This window comes from Nonomuraea sp. B208 (assembly GCF_057536035.1).
The window spans coordinates 577,286-601,605 of the sequence record NZ_BAAJOU010000028.1 but is presented as its reverse complement, the minus strand read 5'-3'; the positions used below and the strand labels follow the sequence as shown (position 1 = coordinate 601,605).

Below are 24,320 nucleotides of genomic sequence, written 5' to 3'. Positions count from 1 at the left end.
AGCGCCGCCCGGCGGCCTCTCATTCCGGGAAGGTAACGCCAATGTGGGTCGATCGCATCCATTCATCGTCCACCGCAGCTTGCAGCAGCGCTTCGGCGGTCAAAAGTATGGCGCGGTCCCAGCGGGTGTCCCACATTTCCCTACCGCCTGGCGTAGCGGCGATCCATTCTTCGACGCCGGCGAGATCCGGATCCGGGTACCAGTCCCGAAAGCTCGCGTCGAACGCGACCACGCGGCCGCCTTGAGCGTAATAGGACACGATCGCCGGGGCGTCGTCGCACCATGCAGCGCTCAGACAGGGTCCATACTGCGCCAGGGCGGGAAGACATCCGCGCGACCAATAATCGACGTCGTAGTCCATGATGATCGTGCCGTTACCGAGACGCCCAATGAGCATATCGATATCGTCACTTTGAAAGCGCATCGGCTTCGTGTTCTCGGGAGAGATGCCGTAGGCCGCCAAGACGTCGGTCGTGGTGGCGGAGCACCAAACAAGGTGGAGGACGTCATTGGTGTGCAGACCGAACCACTTGGCATAACTCTCATCGATCATCGGTCTTCCTCCCTGATCGGCAGACAGGCGTGCCGTCCGGCCGCCAGAACGAACAGGTTAGCGGCGGAGCGAGGTCTTCCCCCTCCCCCCTGGCGGCTCGGTGCGGTCGCCTGGTTCGTGGCCGCGGTGACCCTGATCGTCGCGCTCTTCCGCGTGGCCCGTCTGCCCTGCCCGTCGCCGGCGTCCGCGGGGCCGCTGAGCCGGGCGGTCAGGGGCTCAGGGAGCGCCAGATGCGGTCGGGCAGGATGCGCGCCGCCTCGGCCAGGTCGATGTCCGGCGCCCCGGCCAGCCACCGCCTGGTCACCTCGGCGACCGGCCCGATGAGCAGCATCTCCACCTGCGCCGGCGGCAGCGGCGCGACCGTTCCCGCCGCCATGTGGCGGCCGATCCAGTCGTTCAGCCGCGCCAGCCGCTCCGCCTTGCCGGCCGCGATGCGCTCGGCGTGCGGCCCGAGGTCGATCGCGTACGGCCCCGCGTGGATGAAGCGCGCCTTGTCCGGATGGCTACCGGTGAAGTCCAGGTACGCCCGCACCGCCCGGCACACGCCGTCACGGGCGTCCGCGGCGCTCTCCACGGCGGCGATCAGCGCGTCGAGCAGCTCGGCCATGCACCGGCTGTACAGTGCGGCCGCCAGCGCCTCCAGGCTGCCGAAGTGGTGGTACAGGCTGCCCATGCTGACGCCGCTGCGCTCGGTCACGGCCCTCAGGGTGAAGTCGCCGGGGTGCACCTCCAGGGCCGTGTCGAGGAGCTTCGTGATCGTCTCGGCGCTGCGCCTGTGCGGGGTCACCGGGCCGCCGTCAGCTCCTCGGCCTCGTCCCAGATACGCCGGGCCAGGTCGCGGTCGGCGGCCGGTCCCTCCAGCGGGACCTCCCTGGCCTGGTCGAAGTAGCGGCCGGTGCCGGTGTCGCGGGCGAGGGCGGCGACGGGGGCGGCGCCCTCCTCGGGCGTGGCCCACTTGCGTTTGGCGGCCTTGAGCAGCCAGCCGAGCGGGCCGCCGCGGTCGCCCAGCCCGGTGCGGATCACGCCGGGGTGCACGGCGTCGATGGTGATCCCCCGGTCGCGCCAGCGTTCGGCGAACAGCGGCACGGTCAGCAGGTTGCACAGCTTGGTGTCGGCGTAGGTGCGGAGGGAGGAGAAGTCCGCGCCGACGGCGGTGCGTCCGGGCTCGGCCCGGCCTTTGACGTAGATTCCCGCGCTGACCTGCACCACCCGTTCGAGCCGGTCCTCCAGCAGGTGGTTGAGCAGGAACGGCGCCAGGTGGTTGACCGCGAACGACTCCTCCAGCTCGTCGCCGGTCAGGACGCGGCGGCTCGGCCAGAGCCCGGCGTTGTGCACGAGCACCTCGACGCTCGGGCACCGCGTACGCAGGTCCTCGGCCAGCCTGCGGACGGACGCCACGGTGGTGAGGTCTCCGGGCACGCACTCGACGTCGCCCGCGAGCGCCGCGGCGGCCCGCCGGCCCCGTACGGGATCGCGGGCGACCAGCAGCACCTTGTAGCCGTCGGCCGCCAGGCGGGCGCACACCGCGTACCCGATGCCGCGATTGCCGCCGGTCACCACCGCGAGAGAGGTCATGCCAGAGCATTTTTCTGGAGAAATGCTCTAATTTCAAGAGAGACGACCTCTACGGCTCCCGGACGGGCGCGATGCGGGATCATGGAGGGGTGGCCGGGGCGTCGCAGCCGGCCGTCAGGACGAGCCGTTGCCGAGGGGTCCCCCGTGACGAGAGTTTCCCTGATCGTGCCCTGCTACAACGCCGCACGGACCCTGCGCCTGTGCCTGGAGTCGGTGCTGGCGCAGACCCGCGTGCCCGACGAGATCGTGGTGGTGGACGACGCCAGCTCCGACGGCTCCCCCGCCTTGGCGGAGGAGCTGGGCTGCCGGGTCGTACGCCTGCCGGACAACCGCGGCGTCTCCGCGGCCAGGAACGCCGGCGTCGCGAGCACCACCGGCGAGGTGATCTTCTTCCTGGACAGCGATGTGGCGCTGCGCCCCGACGCCGTGGCGGGCGCCCTGGCGATCCTGGAGTCGGATCCGGGCGTGGGCTGCGTGCACGGCGTGTACGACACCGAGCCGCTCATCGACGACGGCCCGGTCGAGTGGTACCGCCTGCTGCACCAGGTGCACTGGCGCAGCCGGCACGTGGGCGAGGTCAACAGCGTGGTGTTCGCGCTGGCCGCGGTGCGGCGCGAGGTCCTGGCGGCGGCCGGCGCGCTGGACGAGAGCCTGCGCGACTGCGAGGACGTCGAGTACAGCAGCCGCCTCGCGGTCCGCACCAGGATCGTGCTGTCCGACGCCGTGGTGGGCCGGCACGACGAGGGGCACCGGCTGCTGCCGGTCCTCGGCGAGCAGTGGCGGCGGGCGCTGCCGCTGATCCCGCTGGCGCTGGCCACCGCCCGGCGCGGCGCGGCCAAGCCGGAGAACGCCAACAGCCGGGCCGGGATCCTCGCCTGCGCGCTCGCCCTGGCCTGCCTGCCGCTGGGGCTGCTGTCACCGGCGCTGCTGGCCGTGCCGGTGGCGCTGGTGGGATGGTTCGTGGTGGCGGATCCGGGGTTGCTGCGGTTCGTGCACCGGGAGCGGGGGGCGGGGTTCACCGCCTACTTCATGGCCGTGCACCTGGCCGTGCACGTGGTGCTCGTGGCCGGGCTGGCGGTGGGCTCCCTGCGCGTGCTCCGCCCGGCCAGAGCCTGAAAGCGGGTCTTCAGGGCTTGAGCGCCGCGTCGTACACGGCGAGCGTCTCGGCGGCGGCGCGTTCCCAGCTCAGCCCCTCCCTGACCAGCCGCTCCCCGCGCCCGGCCAGCGCCCGCCGCAGCGCCGCGTCCGACATGACCTCGACGACGCCGCGCGCGATGTCGGCGGGCTCGCTCGCCCGTACGAACCGGACCGCGGGCCGCGCCGGGTCCGGCCCGATGAAGATCCGCGAGAAGCCGTCGCCGAGCACCACGGCCCGCCCGAGCGCCATCGCCTCGGTCGCCACCAGCCCGAACGGCTCGAACAGCGACGGGAACACGCACACCTCGGCCAGCTCGTAGTACGCCATCAGCTCCCGAGCCGGTACGAACCGCCCGGAGCACACCACCTTCCCGCGCAGCCCGGTCGCCGCCACGATGCGCCGCACGCCCGTCTCGTCGCCCTCGCCGGCGATCACCAGCCGCACCCCCGGCACCGCCTTCACCACCTCCCGCATCGCCTCCAGGAGCTGGTAGACGCCCTTCTGCCGTTCGATCCTGCCGACGAACAGCAGCACCCGGTCCCGCTCGGCGAGCCCCAGCGACCGGCGCAGCTCGGCCGCCTCCTCCCGCAGCGCCTCCCGGTCGAAGGCGGGGCCGGCCAGCGCCGCCTCGTACGTGCCGCCGAGCGGCACCACGTCGATGGGCGTGCGCCGCCACCCGGCGGCGAGCAGCTGCTCGCGCACCTCGGGCGTGGCGACCACCACCCGCCGCGAGACGCGCGCCAGCCACCGCTCCAGCGCGGCGAACAGGTTGAGCGGGTCGGCGATGCTGCGCTGCGGCGCGACGCCGTACTCGGTGGTGTGGACGTGGAAGACGACCGGCAGCCGCAGCAGGTAGTGGCAGAGCAGGCCGGCCAGGAAGTTCGTGGAGTCGTGCACGGCGACCAGGTCCGGCCGGGGGCCGCGGCGCAGCCGCCGCACGTAGCGCCAGTTGCTGGCCACCACGCGCGCCGCGAGCAGCAGGAACTCCGCCCGCCTGGTGCGGTTCAGCCGCCTGCCGCCGCCGGGGAGGCGGACGCGCGGGCGGTGCACGGCGACCCCGTCCACCCGCTCGTCCACGGGCAGGGCGCCGTCGTTCGGCGTGTGGACGGTCAGGTCGTGGTCGCGGGCCAGGTGGGGGGTGATCAGCTCGACGTACCGGCCGAGTCCCGCGGTCACGTTGGGCGGGAACTGGTTGACGATGCAGGCGATTCTCATGACGTCCTTCACGAGCGGTATCTCCGGGCGGCCGTCGTCCCCACGACGGCCAGCAGGACCAGGTTGACCAGCGCGAAGCCCACCAGCCCGCCGGTGAGCCCGTCCCTGCGCACGCAGACGGCGAGCACGGCGAGCGCGGGCGGCGCGCTCACCAGCAGGCAGCCGGCCAGCACCTTCGCGCCGCGCACCCCGTCCATGGACAGCGCCACCGAGTACAGGTTGAAGGCGGTGTGCAGGCCGATGCCGAGCGCGGACAGCGCCATCAGCTCCGGCGCGTACGGGTAGGCGCCGCGCATCAGCAGGAAGAACACCAGGCTCGCGGCGAAGGAGAGCACCGCCGTCGCGACGGCCACGGCGGGCGCCAGCCGGGCGATCCGCCGCATCAGCAGGGGTTTGTCGGTGGTGGCCATGAGCGGCAGCAGCGCCAGCCCGATCCCGTCGGTGAACACCACGCCCATCAGCCGCTTGGGGAAGCCGTTGTAGACGGAGTAGACGCCCACGTCGGCCGCCGGCGCCCAGTGGTTGAGGAAGATCACGTCCACCCCGAACAGCACGCCGCTCAGCGCGGCGATCGCGGTCACCCAGCCGCCGTGCCGGTACAGCGTCCCGGCCAGCCGCGCCGACCAGGCCCCGAGCCGCGGCCGGGCCGCCGCCACCGCGACCACGGCGAACCCGGCGTTCGTGACGATCAGCGCCGCCAGGTACGGCTCCGCCTCCCGCACGCCCAGCACCAGCAGGCAGAAGCAGGCGGCCCCCAGGTAGCAGAGCGCGACGGCCAGCTTCAGCCACGCCACGAACGCGAAGCGCTTCAGCCCCCGCAGGAAGCTCTCCGCGAGCTGGTTGACCGTCATGGACGCGGCCAGCGCCAGCCCGGCGGCCAGCGTCCCGGTGTCCACGTTGAGCGCTGCGGTGAGCAGCGGAGCGGCCAGCAGGGCGAGCCCGGCGAGGGCCGCGCTCACGGCCAGGGTGGCGAGCAGCGCCGTCGTCAGCAGCGCCGGCCGCTCCTCCGGGGCGGCGCGCGGCAGCTCCTGCAGCATGACGTAGTGGAGGCTGGTCAGCATGCCGACGGTGACGATCAGCGCGATCGACAGCACCACCGTGAAGTCGCCGAACGCCGCCGCCCCCGCTCCGCGCGCGATCACCAGCGTGGTGGCCGCGGCGATCCCGCTGGCCAGCGTGCTGACCAGGGTCGGCCCGGCCGCCCACCGGTGCGCGGCCAGCCAGCCGCGCGTGCTGCGGCGCTCCGGGGCGCTCAGTCCGGGCACCGCAGGTACGTCCGGCGGGCGAACTCCAGGTCCTCGGGCGTGTTCACGCCGCGCGCCTCGGCCGGGTCGGCCACCGGCACGACGGTCACCGGCCGGCGCTCCACCCGGGACAGATGCGTCAGGAACGGCAGAAAGTTCACCTCTCCGGTGGCCGCGCCCCGCCCGGCCCCGGCCACGTAGCGCGCCCAGGCGGCCTCCAGCCCGTCCGTGGCCAGGCAGAACACGCCCACGTCGCTGAGCCCGCCGGGCCGGCACTCCTCGCCCTCCCTGGACTGCCGGACGCGGACCAGCTCGCCGCCGGCCAGCTCGTACTCCACGTACGGGTCGGCCATCGCGACCAGCGGCAGCGTGACGCCCTCGCCGGGGTGCGCGGCGAGCACCGCGCGCACGGTCTGCGCCGACAGGTTCGCCTGGTCGCCCCAGACCACCAGGATCGTCTCGTACGCCGCCCAGTGCCGGGCCGCCGCGCCGAAGATCGCGTCCCCCATGCCCGTGGGCCGCTCCTGGACGCTCACCGACACCCCGCCGCCGGCCAGGTCCCCGGCGGCCAGCGCGCGGAACGGGCCCTCCCCGTCGGGCGAGACGACGACGTGGACGTGCCCGGCGGCCGGCCGCAGCCGCCGGCGCAGCAGGTGCCAGAGCGTCACGCCGTCCGCGACCTCGATCATGATCTTGGGTACGCCGGAGCCCAGCCGGGTCCCCCGTCCCGCCGCCGGGACGACGGCGCACACCCCCCGCTCACTCACTGCCGTTCATCTCTTCTCCTACCAGGGACACCACGTCGTGCAGGTCGCCCGCCCCGATCGCGCCGGGCATCGGCTCGGCGGTGTGGACGTGCAGCGTCGCGAGGCCCGCGCCGAGCGCCGCCGCCACCCCGTGCGCGGAGTCCTCCAGCACGACCGCCTCCGCCGGGTCCACGTCCCAGCGGCGGCAGGCCAGGCGGTAGACCTCCGGGTCGGGCTTGCTGACCGGGACGTCGTCGGCGGTCAGCACGTCGCGGAAGGCGTCCGCCAGCCCGGCGCCGGCGAGCGCCCGCGCGACGGACGCGCGGCTGCCGCCGGTCACCGCGTACGCCGTCCGCCCGCCGGCGGCGAGCCGGTCGAGCAGGACGCGCGCGCCGGGGAAGGGCCGGACCCGCCCGGCGCGTACGTGCTCGCGGTAGAGCTCCTGCTTGCGCCGGGCCAGCCGATCGGCCACACCGGGGTCCCCGGTCAGGCGGGCGGCGACGGCGGCGGTGCTCGCCCCGGCGTGCTCGGCGTACCTGAATCCGGCCAGCCGGGACGGGACCAGCTCGCCGATCGCCTGGCGGAAGGCGGCCTCGTGCGCGGGGAAGGAGTCCAGAAGCGTCCCGTCGAGGTCGCACAGCCACACGCGCCAGGACCGCTCCCCGCTCATCCGGCCCGCGCCAGGGGCGTCTCGCCGAGCAGCGCGCGCAGCGCCGCCACGGTGCGGGGGCCGTGGTGCTTGCCGGGACGGCACGGGTCCTCCAGGTCGGCGGCGATCCAGCGGGCGCCGGCCCACGTCCCCCGCTCGGCGACGGCGCGCGGCACCGCCGGCCCGCCCGCCGGGCCGTCGTGGCTGAGGATGTGGGTGATCAGGCGGCGTTCGTTGCCCGGGTCGCCCAGGTACGCCAGCGCCCGGTCCACCAGGTCGGTCGCGCTCAGCCCCTGGACGTCGTGGTCGCTGCCCACGTTGACCACGAACACCCGCGCCGCCGACCGTCCTCCGGCGACGGCCTCGGCCACGCCCTGGGTGAGGTAGCTGGGCAGGAGGGAGGAGTGCGGGGTCCCGGGGCCGTACACGACGAGGTCGCTGTCGGCGAGCGCCCGCAGCGCCTCGGGGTCGGGCGCTGCGGGGACGGCGCGGCGGGCCAGCAGCTCGCGCACCCGCTCGGCGGGCAGCCCCGCGAGCCCGGCCAGCTCGGGCCCGGTGAGCGGCGCGGGCAGCAGGAACAGGTCGGTGATGGCGGCGGCGTCCTGCGGGCCGACGATGTCGGCCTCGTCAGCCAGCACCCGGCCGTCCTGCTTGAGCGCGACGAGGTAGGCGTTCGTGCCGTCGGTGACGTTCAGCAGCCGCGCCGGGGTGGCGAACGTGCGGGCGCAGGCCCGTACGGCGGCGTTGAAGTCCTCCCCGAGCCGCAGGTACGCCCCCGCGAACACCAGGTTGCCGAGCGCGCAGTCCGCCAGGTCGAACCCGCCGGGGCCGGCGGCCAGCCGCGCCGCGAAGATCCGCAGGTCGCGCGCCACCGGCTCGGGGGCGGCCCCGGCGATCCTGTGCAGGTCGGCGAGGGTGCTGCCGGGCGGCAGGCGGTGTTCGAGCAGCGCCCGGCGCGGGTCGTCGCGGCCCAGGTGGAGCAGGAGGTTCTTGCGGAAGTCGGACGGGCCGAGCATGCCGGGCAGGTAGCGGCGCAGCGCGCCGGTGGACAGGCCGTTGTCGTAGCCGTTGACGAGCAGGGCGAGGTCGAGGCCCGGCGTGCGCAGCAGGGCCCGCGCGATGCCGGCCGCGCCCCGGCCGCCGCTGAACATGGCCACCCTCATCGGGCCTCCCGTACGGGCACGCCGACGTGCTCGCCCGGCTGTGGCGGGCCAGGCTCGGGCGGGCCAGGCTCGGGCGGGCCCGGCTCGGGCAGGCGCGGCTCAGGCAGGCGCGGCTCAGGCAGACCCCGCTCAGGCACGCGCAGCACGCCGCGGCGCAGCAGCCAGTGCCGCAGCCCGAGGTAGCCCACGAACAGCGCCCGGTCGCGCGCGCCGCGCCAGAACCGCCAGCCGCGGCTGCCGCCGCCCCGCTCGCGGTGCTCGATGGGCAGCTCCGTCCAGGTGTGGCCGAGCTCGGTGACGCGGGCGGTGATCTCGGTGGAGCAGTTCATGCCCGCCGACTCCAGCGGCAGCGCCCGGAACAGCGGCCCGTGCACGACCTTGAAGATGGAGTTGAAGTCGCGGTAGCGGGTGCGGTGCAGCAGGTTGCTGACCGCGCCGCTGGCGGCCGACCCCCACCGGTACGGCAGGCTGTCGGCCTTCCTGATCCGCGCCCCTGACAGCGCGAGCACGCCGCCGGCCTGGATGCGCCCGATGAAGGCGTCCAAGTTGGCGATCGGGAACTGGCCGTCGGAGTCGAGCAGGACCACCCATTCCAGACGGGTGGCCGCGACGGCGGCGGCGATGGCCGCGCCCGCGCCCCGGTTGCGGGCGAAGGTGACGACCGTGAGCCGCGGGCAGCCGGCCTGGAGCTCGCGCAGGATCCGGCCGGTGCCGTCCGAGCTGCCGTCGTCGCAGACGACGATCTCCCACGCGGCGACCTCGGGGTGGCGCTCCAGGTAGTCGCGCCACTCGGTGACGGCCGCCGCGATGTTGGCCGCCTCGTTGTAGGCGGGGGCCGCGACCGAGATCTCGATGGGCATCGGTCACCTCCTCGGGGCGGCGCCGGTCAGGCGCTCGATCCAGCGGTCGAGGGGCAGCAGGTTGATCCCGGCGATGATCGGGACGTGCGCGAGCGTGAACCAGATCGCCGCGCCGAACGAGATCGGCCCGCCGGTGAACAGGTTGATGTGCGGGGCGTCGATGGTCTCGGGGATCGTGACCGGGTTGACCACCTGCCACATGACGTCGAGGAAGCCGGAGAAGACGATCAGCACGCCGGTGGCCATGATCTTCAGGCAGCGGCCCGGCGAGCCGCCGCCGATCCGGTAGGCGGCGGCGACGGAGAGCACGATGCCCGGATAGAGCAGCAGATAGAGGTGGGTGTAGAAGGAGTCGCCGTGGGCGCGGGCGCCGTCGCCGTAGTAGAACCAGCTGATGCGCGGGACGAGATAGCCGGTCAGGACGACGAACGGGACGTACAGCAGCCAGTGCAGCCGCGGCGACACCCACGGGAAGAACGCGATCGCGCAGCACAGGCAGGCGAAGGCGAGCAGTTTGGCGGCCAGTTGCCAGGCGGCCTCGATGTCGCGGGTGTGCGGGGTGGCCAGCCAGACGAAGGCGAAGCCGGCGGCGCCGGCGGCCAGGGCGATCCACCAGATGTGCGCGGCCCATGGGCGGCGGGTGTCGAGCGGGGGGTCGGGATGATTCACGTACCGGGCCCTCGGAGGTCGGGGACGGGTCGGCGGGAGCGCTCCCAGCGCAGTATGACATCCCTCCCCACGGAGCCGGTCTCAATATGAAATTAGGGACTCGCCGGAATTTGCATCGATACTGACTGCTTGTGAGACGACAGCAAAAGACCAGCTCAAAGCCTGCTGAGCGGTACGCCCAAAAGGGTGGTCAAAGTTTTGAGTAAATCGTCTGCCTGCGATGTCAAGACCCCGCGCGAAAAGGCCGTCGATGGGCGGCCGTCGCCTTCCAGACAGGCGTCCGGAGGACGAAGACTACATAAACGCAGGTGAAGCGGAGCCCAGAGGCTTTGGGAGCGCTCCCGAAATCTTCGGCCGATCGGACCCGAAACCACCGTTACGGCGGACCGCAATCACGCCAGGGCCGGCTCGCCGTCGTACCCGGGAAACATCGGCGGCAGCTCGCCGGGCGTGAGCGCCGTCGGCCCGAAGAGCCAGTCCACGTACGCGTAGTCGTGGACGTCGCGCTCGCGGAGCACCGCGTTGCGCCACTCCCGCCGCTCCCCGTCGTGGTGCCAGAGCCTGCCCCAGGCGCGGGCCGTGGTCAGCACCCGGCGGCAGTGCAGGGGACGGACGGCGTTGTAGGCCGCCAGCGCGCCGTCCCAGTCCACGCCCGCCGTGCCACCGGCCGTGCCACCGGCAGGGCCGGTCAGGCGGGCCACGTGCTCGGACAGCACCCACGCGTCCTCGATGGCCATGACCGCGCCCTGCGCGAGGTACTGCAGCGGCGGGTGCGCGGCGTCGCCGGTGAGGGCGACGCGGCCCCGTACCCAGTCGTCGATCGGTTCGCGGTCGAACATCCGCCACCAGCGGTCACGCCACATCAGCGGCAGCCCGGCCCGCACCTGCTCGCTGGTGGCCGTGAACGCCGCGTCCAGCTCGTCGGGCGTGCCCCAGTCCTCCTCGCCGGCCAGCGCCTTCGGCGACTCGAAGACCGCGACCTGGTTGAACATCTCGCCGTGGCGCAGCGCGTACTGGACGAAGTGGCAGCGCGGGCCGACGTGCACGACCACGTCCTTCGGCTGCACGTCGAGCCGGGCGACCTGCTCGAACGGCACCGCGCCCCGGTAGGCGACGTAGGCGGAGCTGACCGGCTCGTCGTCGCTCAGCAGGCGGCGGGCCACGGAGCGGAGCCCGTCGGCGGCGAGGACGACCGCGCCCCGCTCGCGCCCTCCCGCGTGCACGGCGACCGCTCCGTCCGCGGCCTGCTCGTACCCGGTGACCGTGACGTCGTTGACGAGGTCCACCCCGGCCCGGCGGCAGGCCCGCAGCAGCGTGCCGTGCAGGTCGCTGCGGTGGATCACCAGGTAGGGGAAGCCGTAGCGCCGCTCCACATCCCGCAGGTCGAGCCGGGTCAGGACCTCGCCGTCGATGGCGTCGCGCATGACGATGCTCTCGGGGAGCACGCCGAGCGACGTGACCTCGTCGAGCAGCCCCCACCGGTCGAGGATGCGCGTGCAGTTGGGCGCGATCTGCAGGCCCGCGCCGACCTCGCCGAACTCGTGGGCCTGTTCGAGCACCCGGACCCGCAGGCCCTTCCGCGTCAGCGCCAGGGCGTTGGCCAGGCCGCCGATGCCCCCGCCCACCACGACGACGTCGACCTCGCGGCCGTGTCCGACCATGTCCGTTCCTTTCCTCTTCAGGTTCGCGGCTAGAGCCAGCGCGGCAGTTCGGGTGGCGGGCCGCCCGCCTCACCGGTCACGCCGCCCGAGCCCCGGCCGGAGAGATAGGCGGCCAGGCCCGCGAGGGTCCCGGTGAGCGGAACGGCCGGCCCGAAGCCGGGGATCGACCACGTTCCGCCGCCGGTGGCCGTGAGCGTGAGCGCCGGGCCGGGGGCGGCGGCGCGCTTGGCGGCGATGTCGCCGACCAGCGCCGCGAGGAAGTCCGCGGGCAGGTCGTCGAACGTCACCCCCGCGCCGAGGTCCACGGCGTGCACCATGACCTCGCGGGCGCGCATCCAGGGGATCTCCTCGGCGGTGACCGTACGGCCCTGCGCGGTGCGGACGTGCTCCTTCCACTGCCGCTCGTCCAGCTCGGCGAGGCGCGCGCCGAGGTCGTCGGCGGCCCGTGCCGCCCACTCGCGCAGCTCGGCGACGGGCCTGGCCGCACCCGCCGCGATGTCGGCGTCACGCTGCTCCGGCGAGGAGTACATGGGGCGCTCCTCGCCGGTGCGCGCCCAGTGCACCAGGTTGGCCAGGGCGTCGGCGTTCGCGGCCACGTGCGCGAGCAGGTGCCTGCCGCTCCAGCCCGGCAGCGCGGTCGGCTCGTCCAGGTGCTCGTCCGGCAGCCCGGCCAGGGCGTCGAAGAAGATCGTGCTGCCCTCGGCCGTCCAGCGCAGGCTGTCGGCGCGGCCGCGGTCGCCGGTCATCGCGCGACCGCCTCGGCGACGGCCTTGACCTCGGAGCGGCCGAGGCCGGTGATCTCGGTGGCGAGGACGCTGCCGTCGGCGAGGTAGCGGGCGGGCTTGCGGGCGTGGCCGACGCCGCCCGGCGTGCCGGAGGCGATGACGTCGCCGGGGTTGAGCGTGAGGATCGTGGAGACGTAGCGGACCAGGTCCACCGGGTCGAACACGAGGTCGGCGGTGTCGGCCTGCTGCACCTGCTCGCCGTCCACCCAGCCGGTCAGCGTGAGCGAGGGCCGTACGCCGCCCTCCAGCTCGTCCGGCGTGACCAGATAAGGACCGAACGGCGTGCTGGCCTCCCAGGTCTTGCCCTGCAGCCACATCGGCGAGCGGTACTGCCAGTCGCGCATCGTGACGTCGTTGAGCACGGCGAACCCGGCGATGGCCGCGGCGGCCCCGGCCTCGTCCGCGCGCCGCACCCGCGCCCCGATGACGACCGCCAGCTCGGCCTCCCAGTCCACCTGGTCCGACTCCGGCGGGAGCCGGATCTCGTCGTACGCGCCGACCAGCGCCTCGGGATACTTGGCGAACAACGTCGGGTGCCGCGGCAGCTCCCGGCCCATCTCCAGGATGTGGTTGCGGTAGTTGAGCCCCACGCAGACGATCTTGCCGGGGTTCGGCACGACGGGCGCGAACCCGGACGCGGCCACCGGCTCGCCCGCGCGGGCGGCGCGCTCGGCCCAGTCGGACTGGGCCAGCAGCTCGCCGACGTCGGCGAGGCCCAGGTCGACCAGGGTCTCCCCCTCGACCCGCACGGCGCGGGTGTCCCCCTGGGAGGTACGGATGGTGGCGAGCCTCATGCCTGCGGCCTTTCCACGTCGGAGCGGTCGAGGCGCAGCGCCTCGAAGATCGGGCTGTCGCTGAACCGGAAGAGGTCGAGCGAGCCGGAGTCGGAGTCGGACGCCGACGCCTCGGAGCGCGCCGAGAACGGCGTCCAGGACGGCACGACGAACAGGTCGCCACGGGTCACCGACCACGACCGGTCGCCGACGGTGATCCGGCCGCTGCCGTCGAAGACCTGGTAGACCGAGGATCCGGTCTCCCGGCGGGGCGCGGTCTCTGCGCCGGCGCGCACGCGGTGCATCTCGACCCGGATGGTGGGCAGCACGTCGCCGCCGGTGGTGGGGTTGGTGTAACGGACGGCGGCGTGGCCGGGCTCGACCGTGCCGGCGTGCCCCTCGGCCTCCAGCGCGAGCTGGTCGGCGAGGGCGCGGTCGGTGTCGGCCCACCGGTAGGCCAGCAGCGGGGAGGAGGTCCGCGCGCCGGGCGCGGACACCGGCCGCAGGCCCGGGTGCCCCCACAGCCGCTCGGAACGGGACCGCTCGGGCGTGGTGCGCTCGGCGTCGCTGATCCGATCCCGGCCGAACTCGAAGAACTGGGACTCGGTGACGTACTGGAACGGGATGTCCAGGCCGTCGATCCAGGCCATGGGCCGGTCGGCGGCGTTGTGGTGGGCGTGCCAGTTCCAGCCGCCCTGGGGCAGGAAGTCGCCGCGGCGCATCGGCACCGGGTCGCCGCCGACGACCGTCCAGACGCCCTCGCCCTCGACCACGAAACGGAAGGCGTGCTGGGTGTGGCGGTGCTCGGGGGCGTCCTCGCCCGGCATCAGATACTGGATCGCCGCCCACAGCGTCGGCGTCGCGAACGGCCGGCCGCCGAGCGCCGGGTTGGCGAGCGCGATCGCCCGCCGCTCCCCTCCCCTGCCGACCGGCACCAGGTGCCCGGCCTCGCCGGCCAGCGCCACCAGGTTCTCCCACCGCCACAGGTGCGGGACCGCCTTGCTCCTCGGGTGCACCGGCATCAGGTCGCCGATCTCGGTCCACAGCGGGACCAGCAGCTCCTTCTCGAAGCCGCGGTACAGCTCCTCCAGGGCCGCCGACGGCGTCGGCTGATCCGGAGAGTCGACCGCGGTGAGGCGAACCGGGGAGTTCGCGATCTCGGTCATGTCCACTCCTAGCGTCCTCGGGCGCGGGACGACGCGACGGCACGCCGCCGCTCCCGCGGGTCTCCAGCTTGTATCGTAGGGAGCGGTAAAGAATAGGAGATTCTGCTGTGAAGAATCCTCCCAACTATCTGGTCCGCAGCGTCGATCACGCGCTGCAGCTCGCGGTCATGCTCCAGGTCGAGGGCCCGTTCGGGGTGGGCGAGGCGGCGCGGCGGCTCGGGGTGGCGCCCTCCACCGCGCACCGGCTGCTCGCCATGCTCGTCTACCGCGACTTCGCGGTCCGCCGCGAGGACCACCAGTACGCCGCCGGGCCGGTGCTCTCGCTGGGCGGCCGCTCCCAGTCGCACACCGCGCTGCTCCGCGCGGTCGCCATGCCGCACCTCGCCGCCCTGGTCGAAAGGGTCCAGGAGAGCGCGAACCTGCAGATACTCTCCGGCGACCACGTACGCTTCATCGGCTCCGTCGAGTGCACGCAGGCGCTGCGGGTCGGCAACCGCGAGGGCATGGTCTTCCCCGCCCACCTGGCCTCGGGCGGCAAGGTCCTGCTCGCCGACCTGCCGCAGGAGCGGCTCGACGGGCTCTACGACGAGGACAAGTGGGCCGACCGGCTCGACCAGCGGCCCAACCTGACGGCGCTCCGCCGCGAGCTGCGCAACGTCCGCGAGCGGGGCTTCGCCATCAACGCCGGCAAGACCGAGTCGGGCGTCACCGCCGTCGGCCGGGCCGTACGCGGCCCCGACGGCCACGCCCAGGCGGCCCTGTCGGTGTCGATGCCCACCAGCCGCTTCTCCCGCAACCGGCTGCCGGAGCTGGTGGGCGCCCTGTCGGTGACCGCCCGAGACATCGAACACGAGATGCGCACAAGCCACCCCACATCCTGACGCCCTTCGCGGCTCACGCCGGGGCAGCTCGCGCGGGGCGGGGGCGGCCCGGCGCAGGGGCAGACCGGCACGAGGGCAGCTCAAGCCGGGCGGCGCGCGTGCTCAGCGCGCTCGCCGCGGGCGCCCGCATCATGGCCGGGCTCGCCGAGTGGGCCGAACGGCTGCACATCAGCGTCAAGACGTTGCAGCGCGACTTCGAGCGGGAGTTCGGGATGCCGTACTCGAAGGTGCGGACCAAGCTGCGGCTCAGCACCTCTCGGGTGCTGCTGGAGACCCGGCCGGTCGCCGAGGTGGCGCACCGCGTGGACTACTCCAGCCCGTCGGCGTTCATCTCGGCCTTCACCAAGAAGTACGGCTGCACGCCGGGCCGCTACGCCGACCGCCGCCCGGCCATGGACGCCTGACCGCTTCAGTCCAGCAGTTCAGTCCAGCAAGGTGCGCTCCAGCACGTCGGTCACCCAGGAGGCCCACCGCTCCACGCCCCAGTCGCGGTCCACGACGAGCGCCCGGATCGCGGTGGTGGTGAACAGCGCCCAGACGACGTCCGCCGCCTCCGCCACGGTGACGCCGGGCCGCAGGCCGGGGGCCAGGGCCTCGGCGATGGCGGTCATGTCGGTCAGGCGGCGCTCCTCGTAGGTCGCGAACACCTCCGCGATCTCGGGGTCGGCGGCGGCCGCGGTCTGGAAGGCGTGCATGACCGGCAGCGCGTACGGGATGCCCGCGACGAGGATCTCCCGCAGCCGCCGCAGGACCTCGCGGGGGTCGGACGCCTCCAGGACGCCGCGCATGCCCGGCCGCTCCAGCACCGTCTCCGGTCCCTCGTCGCCCGCCAGCGCTCGGTCCACCACCTTGAGCAGCAGCGACGCCTTGTTGCCCTGGGCGTAGACCGTCTCCACCGAGACGCCGGCCCGCGCCGCGATGTCCTTCATCGTGGTCGCGACGTAGCCCGTCTCGACGAAGCACCCGGTGGCCGCGTCGATCACCGCCGTACGCGTCCGCCGGGCCTGCTCCTCCCTGAGCGGCGATCGGTACCTTCTTGACGGCTCACGGTTTTTGGCTACAGTCATCTTGTATCCAATCCAGCTCGGCTGGGATAAACACTACCAAGGAGCCGCGATGACCGCGACCTCGGCCGAACGCCGCCGCCCCTCCGACGCCGGCACCTCCCCCATGAGGGGGGAGGGAAGCGTGTCGCGGGTCATCGCCGCCGATCCCCTGCGGCTCTACCACTGGGTCTCCGACATCACGCGCACCCCCGAGTGGAGCCCCGAGACCCGGCGCTGCACGTGGGCCGGCGACGTACGCACGGCCCGCGCCGGCGCCCGCTTCGCCGGGGTCAACCGCTTCGCGCTGCTGCGCTGGACCCGGCAGTGCGAGGTCGTCGTGGCCGAACCCGGGCGCGAGTTCTCCTTCCGTACGCTGCCGGACGCCAAGGTGGCCGACTCGACGGTGTGGACCTTCCGCCTCGAACCGGCGCCGGGCGGGACGCGGGTGACGCACGCGTACGAGATGGTGGCCCACCTGACGCCCGGCCAGGAGCGGCTCGCGACGCTCCTCATCCCCCCGCACCGGGACCGGCGGCCGGACATGGCGCGCTCACTGGACCGCCTCGCCGACGCCGTCGAGGGACGCACCCACGCCCGGCAGGCCCGGCTCGGCCAGACGCACACGGCCGAGGGTCCCATCGACCTCACCGGCGTGTACGCCCTCCACTGCGCCCTCCGCCGGGACCTCGACCTGCTGGCGCGCGCCGTGCCCGCCACGCCGCCCGGGGACGCCGAGGCTTGGGCGGCGCTGGCCCGGCGCTGGCACGTCTGCGCGGCCGTCCTGAGCCACCGTACGGCCGGGGCCGACGCCGTCCTGCCGCTCCTGCTGGAACGTGCCGACGCCGCCGGCGACCCGGCGGCCCGCGAAGCGGCGGAACGCGCGCGGACCGAACGCGACCACCTGACCCCGATGATCGACGCCTGCACCGCGGCCTTCCGCGCCCTCACCTCCGAGCCGATCCCCGGGGCCGGGATCCGGGAGCGACTCGCCGCCGAGGTCGCCGGCCTTCGTGACGCGCTGGTGGAATTGCTGGCGTACGAGGAGAGCACCGTCCTGCCACTCGTCCAGCGACACCTGTCGGTGGCCTCGTGGCAGGAGGCCGAGCAGGCGGCATGGCAGGCACTCGGCCGACTCGGCCCCACCGTCACCCTCCCCCGACCCGCCCTGCCCTCGCTCGTCCTGCCCTGGCTCGCCCACGACACACCGCGCGACGAACTCGGCCACGTCCTCGCCCACACCGGCCCCATCGCCCGCGCCGCGCTCAACCGCAACGGCTCCGGTAGGGCAGTCCCCGCTCCTGGCGGCGGCCCCGGCCGGACGGCCCCCGCTCCTGGCGGCGGCTCGATGACGGGCGCGGCCCTTACCTGGGGCGGCGGCCCCATCGCCCGCGTTCTCCTCGCCCTCGCCCGGCGCCGCTTCGAGCGGGAGCACCAGGTCGCCTTCCGGTGGCTGTGACGGAGCGCCCCTCTCCAAATCCCTGTCAAACGACCGCGAAATCGCCCTATATGCGATATTTCGTCCCTATTTGCAAGCTAGCGTCGTGTTGAAGGGATCAGACCGTCAGAGGGAGGAACCATGGCCGGATATGGGTTCCGCGAAGGCGGAGGCTGCTGCCGCCGCCGCCGTTGGTGCGGTCGTCGCTGCCGCTACCGCAGACGGTGGTGGGGCGGCCCCTGGGGAGGGGACGACTGGGGTGGCTGGTGGTGGTGATCCATCCCCAGTGAGAGCAGCCGGCGAGAGCAGCCGGTGAAGACAGCGGGTCACGACGGCACGCGACAACCGCGCCCGTACCGGCATCGGTAGCGGCTGCGGTTCTCGCCCGACCTCCCGGCCGATTCCCGTCCACACTCGGCCGTGGTCCGGCCAAGCCGCCGTGATCCGCCCTGTTGAACCCGGTCAGAAGGTGGCGATCGGGTTGACCGGGCTGCCGGACGTGCCGGCGAAGCGGACCGGCGCGACCGCGAGCTGGAAGTCCCACTGGCCGAGCTCGGCGGCCGCGCTCGCACACGCCTCCAGGTCGCAGTTGTCGAGCATCCACAGCCCCATCGCGACGAGGCTCACGGCGTGAACCGGCATGAGCACGCCTTCGTACCCCGACGGCTGAACGTCCTGGGGCGTGTCGGCGCCGATCAGCGCGACCTCCCGTTCATGCAGCCACGGCAGGCAGGACGCGTGCCACCCGGCCTGCGTGAAACCGCCGGCCGGACCGCTCTCGTGCCGGTGGCGGCCGTAGCCGGTCCGCAGGAGCACCGCGTCGCCGGATCGCACCCGCACACCCTGACGACGCTCGGCCTCCTCGAGATCGTCGGGGAACACGCCCTCCCCCGGCTCCAGCCACGGCACGTCCCGCACGCTCGCGACGTCCAGCAGGACCCCGCGCGTGACGATCCCGTTCGCCGTCGCCGTGACGGACGCCCACGCCGATCCCGTCGCGGCGTCGACCAGCTCGTGCGACCGCCCGTTGTACATCGCGCCATCCCAGAAGATGTGGCACGGCGAGTCGAGGTGGGTGACGGTGTTGCCGTGGAAGGTGAGGCCGAGCCGCTCCGACGAGAAGCCCCAGTGCCGGTCGTTGCGGAACGTGGGCGATGGCATGTTCTCGGCGCCCGGCATGTCGGCGGCGCACGGGCACGCCGTCGTCGACCGCTCCATCTCTTCCGGTACGGCGACCTCCCAGGCACACGACACGCTCCTGCCGTGACGAACGGCCCGCGCCGCCGCCAGCCGGACGTCGTCGGTGATGTGGTTCAGAGTGCCGCGCTCGTCGTCGTCGCCCCACCGGCCCCAGTTCGACAGGGTGTCGAAGTATCCGAGCACGTCGTCCTGCGTAGGCATCGTTCGCTCTGCCGTCATCCCAGCATCGACTCCTTCAGTCACGCGGTTCGAAGCACGGCGGGCAGGTCATCCCGCCTCACCAACTGCGAGGGATCGGTCTGACCCGCGCGAGATGTGACCGTACGGCTGCGCCCGATCTCCGTGGCCCGCCATCGTGGAGGTCATGCACGACGACCCACTGCCCACCACCGACGCCCCACCCCCCGCACCCAAGCCACAGGATCCGCCCGAGCCAGCAGACCCACCCGACCCCGGACCCGAGCCCCACCCCGAGCCGCTGCACGTCCGTGACCTGTTCACCTGGTGCGAGTCGAACCCCCCAGGCCGCTGACCGGGCCTCCCGGCCTCCTCCTGGGTCACCCCTCACACCGCGTGCACCGGCCGGGCTTCCTCGGAGCCCTCCGCGTCGCCCGTCCGAGCGGGAAGCAGCAGGGCGGTGCCCACGACGGCCACCGACAGCACCGCGCCGATGACGAACGCCAGCCGCATGCCGTCGAGTTGGGCCAGCGCCTCGGGGACCCCCGCCTCCCGAAGCGAGCCGGCCCGCGCGCTCATGACGGTGATCACCAGCGCGGTGCCGAACGCCGCCGCGACCTGCTGCAGCGTGCTGAGGATCGAGCTGCCGTGGGAGTAGAGCCGCGGCGGCACCGCCCCGAGCGCGAGGGTGAACACGGGGGTGAAGGTGGCGGCCAGGCTGACCATGAGCAGCGCGTGCAGGCCGAGGATCTGCCAGTAGGGCGTGGTCATCGACACCTGGGTGAGCCCGGCGAGCGTGAGCATGATCCCGACCGCGCCCGGGACGACCAGCACCCGGCCGCCGAACCGGTCGAACAGCCGCCCGACGGTCGGCCCGAGCAGCCCCATCGCGAGCCCGCCCGGCATCACCAGCAGCCCGGTCTCCAGGGCGTTGAGCCCGCGCAGGCTCTGCAGATAGAGGGGCAGCAGGATCATGGAGCCGAGCATCGCCATGAAGGCGATCGACATCAGGATCAGCGCGACGGTGTAGGTGCGCTGGCGCAGGGTGCGCAGGTCCAGCAGCGGCACGCCGTGCTTCTGCAGCCACAGCTGGCGGAAGACGAAGACGGCGATGGTGACCAGGCCGGCCGCCACGATCGCTGCGGCGAAGGCGGGGTCGCCGCCCTCGAACCGGCTGAGGCCGTAGACCAGGCCGCCGAACCCGGCCGCCGCGGTGACGACGCTGAACCAGTCGATGCTGCTCACCTCGGTCTCCCCGACGTCCTGGAGCCGCTTCAGCCCGCCCCAGGTGATGACGGCGGCGATGGGGAGCACCACGGCGAACAGCAGCCGCCAGGAACCGAACTGCAGGATCACCCCGGAGACCGCCGGCCCCATGGCGGGCGCGACCGACATGGCGAGGCTGACGTTGCCCATCACCCGGCCCCGGTCCTCCTCGGGGACCACCCGCATCAGCGTGGTCATCAGCAGCGGCATCATCACGGCCGTCCCCGCCGCCTGGACGATGCGGGCGCCCAGCAGCACCTCGAACGTCGGCGCGACGGCGGCCAGCGCCGTGCCGGTCAGGAACAGGCCCATCGCGGTGGCGTAGGCGTGGCGGGTGGTGACCCGCTGCAGGAACCAGCCGGTGGCGGGGATGACCGCGGCCATGGTGAGCATGAAGGCGGTCGAGAGCCACTGCGCGGTCTGCTCGGTGATGGCGAGGGCGCTCATCAGCCGGGGGATCGCGTTGATCATGATGGTCTCGTTGAGCACGACCACGAACGTGGCGAGCACCAGGAGCCGGATCACGGCCGGCGTGCCGCCAGTGGACTTGGCTCGGGAGTGGGGCTGTCGGCCGGACACGGCACCTCGTTCAGGGTCGTCGGACGGAACGTGCTCACGGCCGGCGTCGCGGCCCTCGATCGCGCAAGCGGAATTCGTTGTCATGCACAGAATGACAGCCGCCACCGACAGAACTCATCGGTGACGGCCGGCCAAAACCGTGGGGTGTCAGTGGCGGCCGGTCAGCTCCCCGGACAGGGCTCCGTGCATGCGGGCGCTGGGCTGGTTGAGCCCGACGATCCGCACGCTCTTGCCGCGGGCGGCGTACTTGGCCTCGACGGCGTGGACGACGTGGACGACGTGCCCGCCGTCGGGGCCGACGACGGCGGTGACCTCGGCCAGGTGCGCCACCCTGCGGGCGAAGACGACCAGGGCGGCCGGCGAGCCGACGACGACGCCGACGGCCAGGTTGTGGGTGACGACCACGACGGCGACGGTGATGACCATGACGCCGATCCCGCCCGCGGGCATGCGCCTGAGCGGAACGTGGCCGCCCGCCGGCGCTGTTCCGGCGCGCCGGTCAAAAGGTCTCCGGGGACCCGCCGCGCGGGCTCAGCATGCCTTCGATGAGGTCGGCGGCCCGCGTGGTGCCGCCCTCGGCCCGCGCCTCGGCCTGGAGCCGCGCCGAGCGGCGGCCGACCTCGGGGTCGGAGACGAGCTCGCGCAGGGCGGCGCGAAGGGCCTCCGCCGTGGCGTCCTCGGTGTCGATCCGGCGGGCGACGCCGAGCTCCACGAGCCGGTCGGCGTTCTGGAACTGCTCGGCGGCCTGCGGCACGGCGATCATGGGCACGCCCGCCAGCAGCCCTTCGCCGCAGCCGCCCATCCCCGCGTGGGTGACGAACGCGTCCGCCTGCTCCAGGATGGCCCGCTGGGGGACCCACGGGTGGACCTCGACGTTGGCGGGGATGTCGCCCAGCTCGCCGGGGTCGGTGTGGCGGCCGATCTGCAGGACGACGTGCCAGCCCGGCAGGTCGCCGAAGGCGGCCAGGCACTGGCGGTAGAACTCCGGCCGGCGGGTGTAGGCAGAGCCGAGGGAGATCAGCAGGACGTTCGCGACGCCCGCGGGGCGGCTCCACGCGTCCTTGTCCGCGCTCAGGTCGAAGCAGGGGCCGACGAAGGTCACCCGGCGGCGATCGACCCGGTCGGCGTGCGGCTGCATGGCGTACGGGATGAGGGCGAGGGCCCGTTCGGGACGGCTGGAGAAGGCGTCCACGTCGGTGGTGGTCGCGCCGCAGCCGGCCAGCCAGCCTGCGAACCTCTCCCGGTAGGCGGCGGCGCCCGGCAGCTCCCAGAGGTGCGCGGCCACCTCCTGGTCGTAGCCGTCCCAGCCCACGATCGTCGGCGAGAGCTGCAGGAGAGGGCGGCCCTGCGCCTCGGCGAGCGCGCGGGCGGCATAGGCGCCGATGTCGTACAGGTAGAGGTCGGCGGGGTCGTCGTCGTAGACGGCCCGGAGCTGCGGCAGGGCCTGGACGGCGTCGTCCAGGAAGAGGCTCATCGCGGCGATGGGGTCGTCGGGCCAGAGGTTGTCGGCGACCGGCAGCGTGGACGAGCATGGCACCAGCTCCGCGCCGGCCCCGGTGACCAGGTCGCGGACCGCGGGGTCGTTGGCGTAGGTCACCCGGTGACCGCGGGCGGCCAGCTCGCGGATGATGTCCAGGCTCGGCAGGACGTGGCTGACGGCGGGAATGCCGATCATGGCGATGTGGGCGCGGGACACGTGGGAGTCCTTCGGTTCGGTTCTGGGTACGCGACGGGTGGTCAGGGGTGGCCGACGGCCGGCGCGACCGCTTCGAGCTCGGCGACGGTGCCCGACATGATCGTGCGCACGTGCCGGGTGATGTGCTCGACCGGCCAGTCCCACCAGGCGACGGCGAGCAGCCGGGCCACGTCCTCGTCGCTGTGGCGGACCCGGATGAGCCGGGCCGGGTTGCCGCCGACGATGCCGTAGTCGGGGACGTCCGAGGTGACCACGGAGCCCGCGCCGATGATCGCGCCGTGGCCGATGCGCACGCCGGGCAGCACCGTCGCGCCCCGGCCGAACCAGACGTCGTTGCCGACGACCGTGTCACCGCGGCCGGGCAGGCCGGTGAGCAGGTCGAAGTGCTCGGCCCACGAGCCGCCCATGGTGGGGAACGGGAACGTGGAGGGGCCGTCCATGCGGTGGTTGGCGCCGTTCATGATGAACCGCACCCCGGTGCCCAGCGCGCAGAACCTGCCGATGACCAGCTTCTCCGGCCCGTAGTGGTAGAGCACGTTGCGGGTCTCGAACGCGGTCGGGTCGTCCGGGTCGTCATAGTACGAGAACTCCCCCACCTCGATCAGCGGGGACGTCACCAGCGGCCGGAGCAGCACCACCCGCGGCTGCCCCGGCATGGGGTGCAGGACGTCGGGGTCGGCGGGGACGAGCGGTTGCATCGGCCATTCCTTCATCGTTAATGCGACAACTTATACATTAGGATCGTGTCATGACCTCGTCCGCAGGGCAAACGGATTCCGGGGAGACGCCCGCTCCCGCCCCTGAGGTGCGCCGCCGCCCGGGCGGCCGGACCAGCCGCACCCGCGCCCGGGTGCTCGACGCGGTGCGGGCCGAGCTGGGCGAACGCGGTTACGACGCACTCACCCTGGACGCCGTCGCGGCCCGCGCGGGCGTGCACCGCGCCACGGTGTACCGGCGCTGGCGGGACGTCGGCGGCCTGCTCGCCGATCTGCTCGCGGCCACCGGCGACGACGACTGGCAGCCCCGGGACACCGGCTCCCTGCTGGGCGACCTGACGGCGCTCAACGAGGAGAACCAGGAGGCGCTGACCGCACGGCCGTCGATCGCGGCCGCCCTGCTCGCCGCCTCGTTCCGCTCCGAGGAGGCCGAACGCGGCCTGCTGCGGCTCTGGGCGGACCGCTACACACGCTGCGAGGTCATCGTGGCCCGCGCCGTGGCGCGGGGCGAACTGCCACCGGACACCGACGCGCGGCGGCTGCTCGTCGCCGCCACCGCGCCGCTCTACCACCAGCTCATGCTGCTCCGCACGCCACCCGACCCCGAGCTGCCCGGCCAGGCGGCCAGGACCGCCGTCCTCGCCGCGTCCGCCGGCGCCTTCACCCGGGCCGGCGAGGCGGTCAGCTGACCGCGAAGAGCAGGGCCGCGCAGATCAGGACGACCACGGCGGTCGCGAAGTGGATGCCGAACGCCGCGGCCTTCGTCCCGCCGTTGCGCAGCACGATCAGGGTGTCGCCGAACGGCACCAGCGCCACGACCAGCATGAACCACGCCTCGGCGGTGGGCCCCGCGAAGGCCAGCAGCGCCAGGCCGATCAGGCCGCAGACCCCGTCTCGCACCCCCTTGACGGCCAGGTACGCCCGGTCGCCGTCGGTTTTGGCCGGCACGCCGTAGGCGGCCGCCGCGGCCTGCGGGACGAGCAGGAAACGGGCGCCGATGAACAGGATCATCAGGTTGAGCACGACGGCCAGGCCGTAAGCGAGGTAGGTGAGCATCTTCGTCTCCAGAGGGATCTAGCAGCGCTAGGAACAAGAATCACGCTAGCAGAGCATCGACAATTCGGCTA

26 protein-coding genes are annotated in these 24,320 nt (G+C 73.4%); 5 read left to right on the top strand and 21 right to left on the bottom strand.

The window, feature by feature from the left end; translation table 11 throughout:
• Positions 1-19: 19 nt before the first annotated feature.
• The 3 genes from AC27IY_RS39070 to AC27IY_RS39060 form a co-directional block, all read right to left on the bottom strand.
• Positions 20-553: a hypothetical protein gene (locus AC27IY_RS39070; RefSeq protein WP_487181079.1), complete on the bottom strand. Its 534-nt coding sequence runs from the start codon at positions 551-553 to the stop codon at positions 20-22.
• Positions 554-761: 208 nt separating this feature from the next.
• Positions 762-1,340 carry a TetR/AcrR family transcriptional regulator gene (locus AC27IY_RS39065; protein ID WP_487181078.1) on the bottom strand — a complete coding sequence of 193 codons (579 nt, stop codon included), beginning with the start codon at positions 1,338-1,340 and terminating at the stop codon, positions 762-764.
• Positions 1,337-2,128, bottom strand: a complete 792-nt coding sequence (locus tag AC27IY_RS39060) for an SDR family NAD(P)-dependent oxidoreductase (RefSeq protein ID WP_487181077.1) — start codon at positions 2,126-2,128, stop codon at positions 1,337-1,339. The genes AC27IY_RS39065 and AC27IY_RS39060 overlap by 4 nt, the downstream gene beginning before the upstream one ends.
• A gap of 144 nt (positions 2,129-2,272) precedes the next feature.
• Between AC27IY_RS39060 and AC27IY_RS39055 the strand changes: the two genes are divergently transcribed.
• The gene (locus AC27IY_RS39055; RefSeq protein ID WP_487181076.1) at positions 2,273-3,244 is read left to right on the top strand and encodes a glycosyltransferase family 2 protein; all 972 of its coding nucleotides are present in this window, start codon (positions 2,273-2,275) and stop codon (positions 3,242-3,244) included.
• Positions 3,245-3,254: 10 nt separating this feature from the next.
• Here AC27IY_RS39055 and AC27IY_RS39050 read toward each other — a convergent pair whose 3' ends face one another.
• The 11 genes from AC27IY_RS39050 to AC27IY_RS39000 form a co-directional block, all read right to left on the bottom strand.
• Positions 3,255-4,481 carry a glycosyltransferase family 4 protein gene (locus tag AC27IY_RS39050; RefSeq protein ID WP_344218356.1) on the bottom strand — a complete coding sequence of 409 codons (1,227 nt, stop codon included), beginning with the start codon at positions 4,479-4,481 and terminating at the stop codon, positions 3,255-3,257.
• Positions 4,482-4,489: 8 nt separating this feature from the next.
• Positions 4,490-5,746 carry a hypothetical protein gene (locus tag AC27IY_RS39045; protein ID WP_423450587.1) on the bottom strand — a complete coding sequence of 419 codons (1,257 nt, stop codon included), beginning with the start codon at positions 5,744-5,746 and terminating at the stop codon, positions 4,490-4,492.
• Positions 5,734-6,492, bottom strand: a complete 759-nt coding sequence (locus AC27IY_RS39040; RefSeq protein WP_487181075.1) for an NTP transferase domain-containing protein — start codon at positions 6,490-6,492, stop codon at positions 5,734-5,736. The genes AC27IY_RS39045 and AC27IY_RS39040 overlap by 13 nt, the downstream gene beginning before the upstream one ends.
• On the bottom strand, positions 6,485-7,141 hold the full coding sequence (locus AC27IY_RS39035; RefSeq protein ID WP_487181074.1) for an HAD family hydrolase: 657 nt from the start codon (positions 7,139-7,141) through the stop codon (positions 6,485-6,487). The genes AC27IY_RS39040 and AC27IY_RS39035 overlap by 8 nt, the downstream gene beginning before the upstream one ends.
• Positions 7,138-8,283, bottom strand: a complete 1,146-nt coding sequence (locus tag AC27IY_RS39030) for a 2-phospho-L-lactate transferase CofD family protein (RefSeq protein WP_487181073.1) — start codon at positions 8,281-8,283, stop codon at positions 7,138-7,140. The genes AC27IY_RS39035 and AC27IY_RS39030 overlap by 4 nt, the downstream gene beginning before the upstream one ends.
• Positions 8,280-9,143, bottom strand: coding sequence for a glycosyltransferase family 2 protein (locus AC27IY_RS39025; RefSeq protein ID WP_487181072.1), 864 nt, complete (start codon positions 9,141-9,143; stop codon positions 8,280-8,282). The genes AC27IY_RS39030 and AC27IY_RS39025 overlap by 4 nt, the downstream gene beginning before the upstream one ends.
• Before the next feature lie 3 nt (positions 9,144-9,146).
• Complete coding sequence (locus AC27IY_RS39020; RefSeq protein WP_344218368.1) at positions 9,147-9,812, bottom strand: hypothetical protein; 666 nt, start codon at positions 9,810-9,812, stop codon at positions 9,147-9,149.
• Positions 9,813-10,204: 392 nt separating this feature from the next.
• Positions 10,205-11,473, bottom strand: a complete 1,269-nt coding sequence (locus AC27IY_RS39015; protein ID WP_487181071.1) for an FAD-dependent monooxygenase — start codon at positions 11,471-11,473, stop codon at positions 10,205-10,207.
• A gap of 29 nt (positions 11,474-11,502) precedes the next feature.
• Positions 11,503-12,219, bottom strand: a complete 717-nt coding sequence (locus AC27IY_RS39010; protein ID WP_487181070.1) for a maleylpyruvate isomerase family mycothiol-dependent enzyme — start codon at positions 12,217-12,219, stop codon at positions 11,503-11,505.
• A complete protein-coding gene (locus AC27IY_RS39005) occupies positions 12,216-13,052 on the bottom strand; it encodes a fumarylacetoacetate hydrolase family protein (protein WP_487181069.1) in 837 nt (278 codons plus the stop codon). Before AC27IY_RS39005 ends, AC27IY_RS39010 begins: the two co-directional genes overlap by 4 nt.
• On the bottom strand, positions 13,049-14,203 hold the full coding sequence (locus AC27IY_RS39000; protein ID WP_364444854.1) for a cupin domain-containing protein: 1,155 nt from the start codon (positions 14,201-14,203) through the stop codon (positions 13,049-13,051). Before AC27IY_RS39000 ends, AC27IY_RS39005 begins: the two co-directional genes overlap by 4 nt.
• 101 nt (positions 14,204-14,304) lie before the next feature.
• On the opposite strand from AC27IY_RS39000, the gene AC27IY_RS38995 reads away from it, so the two are divergent.
• Together AC27IY_RS38995 and AC27IY_RS38990 are read left to right on the top strand one after the other, a co-directional pair.
• Entirely contained in the window at positions 14,305-15,078 is a 774-nt protein-coding gene (locus AC27IY_RS38995) for an IclR family transcriptional regulator (protein ID WP_487181068.1), read from the top strand.
• Between the two features lie 98 nt (positions 15,079-15,176).
• A complete protein-coding gene (locus AC27IY_RS38990) occupies positions 15,177-15,482 on the top strand; it encodes a helix-turn-helix transcriptional regulator (RefSeq protein WP_487181067.1) in 306 nt (101 codons plus the stop codon).
• 18 nt (positions 15,483-15,500) lie between these two features.
• Here AC27IY_RS38990 and AC27IY_RS38985 read toward each other — a convergent pair whose 3' ends face one another.
• Positions 15,501-16,145 carry a TetR/AcrR family transcriptional regulator gene (locus AC27IY_RS38985; protein ID WP_423450596.1) on the bottom strand — a complete coding sequence of 215 codons (645 nt, stop codon included), beginning with the start codon at positions 16,143-16,145 and terminating at the stop codon, positions 15,501-15,503.
• Positions 16,146-16,194: 49 nt separating this feature from the next.
• Here AC27IY_RS38985 and AC27IY_RS38980 point away from each other — a divergent pair, with 49 nt between their 5' ends.
• Positions 16,195-17,580, top strand: a complete 1,386-nt coding sequence (locus AC27IY_RS38980) for an SRPBCC family protein (protein ID WP_487181065.1) — start codon at positions 16,195-16,197, stop codon at positions 17,578-17,580.
• A gap of 441 nt (positions 17,581-18,021) precedes the next feature.
• Here the strand turns inward: AC27IY_RS38980 and AC27IY_RS38975 are convergent, their stop codons facing one another.
• From AC27IY_RS38975 to AC27IY_RS38955, 5 genes are all read right to left on the bottom strand, one after another.
• Positions 18,022-18,978, bottom strand: a complete 957-nt coding sequence (locus AC27IY_RS38975; protein WP_487181064.1) for a cyclase family protein — start codon at positions 18,976-18,978, stop codon at positions 18,022-18,024.
• Between the two features lie 345 nt (positions 18,979-19,323).
• Complete coding sequence (locus tag AC27IY_RS38970) at positions 19,324-20,781, bottom strand: MDR family MFS transporter (RefSeq protein WP_344211686.1); 1,458 nt, start codon at positions 20,779-20,781, stop codon at positions 19,324-19,326.
• A gap of 147 nt (positions 20,782-20,928) precedes the next feature.
• On the bottom strand, positions 20,929-21,231 hold the full coding sequence (locus AC27IY_RS38965) for a hypothetical protein (RefSeq protein WP_487181062.1): 303 nt from the start codon (positions 21,229-21,231) through the stop codon (positions 20,929-20,931).
• A gap of 49 nt (positions 21,232-21,280) precedes the next feature.
• Positions 21,281-22,456, bottom strand: coding sequence for a macrolide family glycosyltransferase (locus AC27IY_RS38960; protein WP_487181226.1), 1,176 nt, complete (start codon positions 22,454-22,456; stop codon positions 21,281-21,283).
• A 62-nt stretch (positions 22,457-22,518) separates the two neighbouring features.
• The gene (locus AC27IY_RS38955; RefSeq protein ID WP_423450601.1) at positions 22,519-23,175 is read right to left on the bottom strand and encodes a CatB-related O-acetyltransferase; all 657 of its coding nucleotides are present in this window, start codon (positions 23,173-23,175) and stop codon (positions 22,519-22,521) included.
• A gap of 50 nt (positions 23,176-23,225) precedes the next feature.
• On the opposite strand from AC27IY_RS38955, the gene AC27IY_RS38950 reads away from it, so the two are divergent.
• Positions 23,226-23,882 carry a TetR/AcrR family transcriptional regulator gene (locus AC27IY_RS38950; RefSeq protein WP_487181060.1) on the top strand — a complete coding sequence of 219 codons (657 nt, stop codon included), beginning with the start codon at positions 23,226-23,228 and terminating at the stop codon, positions 23,880-23,882.
• Here AC27IY_RS38950 and AC27IY_RS38945 read toward each other — a convergent pair.
• Positions 23,875-24,249 (bottom strand): DUF4267 domain-containing protein, encoded by a 375-nt coding sequence (locus AC27IY_RS38945; protein ID WP_364444834.1) that lies wholly within the window; start codon positions 24,247-24,249, stop codon positions 23,875-23,877. The two genes, AC27IY_RS38950 and AC27IY_RS38945, sit on opposite strands and share 8 nt — an antisense overlap.
• Positions 24,250-24,320: the final 71 nt, after the last annotated feature.

Coding starts and splice junctions, on each gene's coding strand:
- AC27IY_RS39035 (WP_487181074.1), bottom strand. CDS start 7,141: ATGAGCGGGGAGCGGTCCTGGCGCGTGTGGCTGTGCGACCTCGACGGG.
- AC27IY_RS38985 (WP_423450596.1), bottom strand. CDS start 16,145: ATGACTGTAGCCAAAAACCGTGAGCCGTCAAGAAGGTACCGATCGCCG.
- AC27IY_RS39060 (WP_487181077.1), bottom strand. CDS start 2,128: ATGACCTCTCTCGCGGTGGTGACCGGCGGCAATCGCGGCATCGGGTAC.
- AC27IY_RS38955 (WP_423450601.1), bottom strand. CDS start 23,175: ATGCAACCGCTCGTCCCCGCCGACCCCGACGTCCTGCACCCCATGCCG.
- AC27IY_RS39010 (WP_487181070.1), bottom strand. CDS start 12,219: ATGACCGGCGACCGCGGCCGCGCCGACAGCCTGCGCTGGACGGCCGAG.
- AC27IY_RS38960 (WP_487181226.1), bottom strand. CDS start 22,456: ATGATCGGCATTCCCGCCGTCAGCCACGTCCTGCCGAGCCTGGACATC.
- AC27IY_RS38945 (WP_364444834.1), bottom strand. CDS start 24,249: ATGCTCACCTACCTCGCTTACGGCCTGGCCGTCGTGCTCAACCTGATG.
- AC27IY_RS39015 (WP_487181071.1), bottom strand. CDS start 11,473: ATGGTCGGACACGGCCGCGAGGTCGACGTCGTCGTGGTGGGCGGGGGC.
- AC27IY_RS39030 (WP_487181073.1), bottom strand. CDS start 8,283: ATGAGGGTGGCCATGTTCAGCGGCGGCCGGGGCGCGGCCGGCATCGCG.
- AC27IY_RS39070 (WP_487181079.1), bottom strand. CDS start 553: ATGATCGATGAGAGTTATGCCAAGTGGTTCGGTCTGCACACCAATGAC.
- AC27IY_RS38950 (WP_487181060.1), top strand. CDS start 23,226: ATGACCTCGTCCGCAGGGCAAACGGATTCCGGGGAGACGCCCGCTCCC.
- AC27IY_RS38965 (WP_487181062.1), bottom strand. CDS start 21,231: ATGCCCGCGGGCGGGATCGGCGTCATGGTCATCACCGTCGCCGTCGTG.
- AC27IY_RS38980 (WP_487181065.1), top strand. CDS start 16,195: ATGACCGCGACCTCGGCCGAACGCCGCCGCCCCTCCGACGCCGGCACC.
- AC27IY_RS39005 (WP_487181069.1), bottom strand. CDS start 13,052: ATGAGGCTCGCCACCATCCGTACCTCCCAGGGGGACACCCGCGCCGTG.
- AC27IY_RS39025 (WP_487181072.1), bottom strand. CDS start 9,143: ATGCCCATCGAGATCTCGGTCGCGGCCCCCGCCTACAACGAGGCGGCC.
- AC27IY_RS39050 (WP_344218356.1), bottom strand. CDS start 4,481: ATGAGAATCGCCTGCATCGTCAACCAGTTCCCGCCCAACGTGACCGCG.
- AC27IY_RS38975 (WP_487181064.1), bottom strand. CDS start 18,978: ATGACGGCAGAGCGAACGATGCCTACGCAGGACGACGTGCTCGGATAC.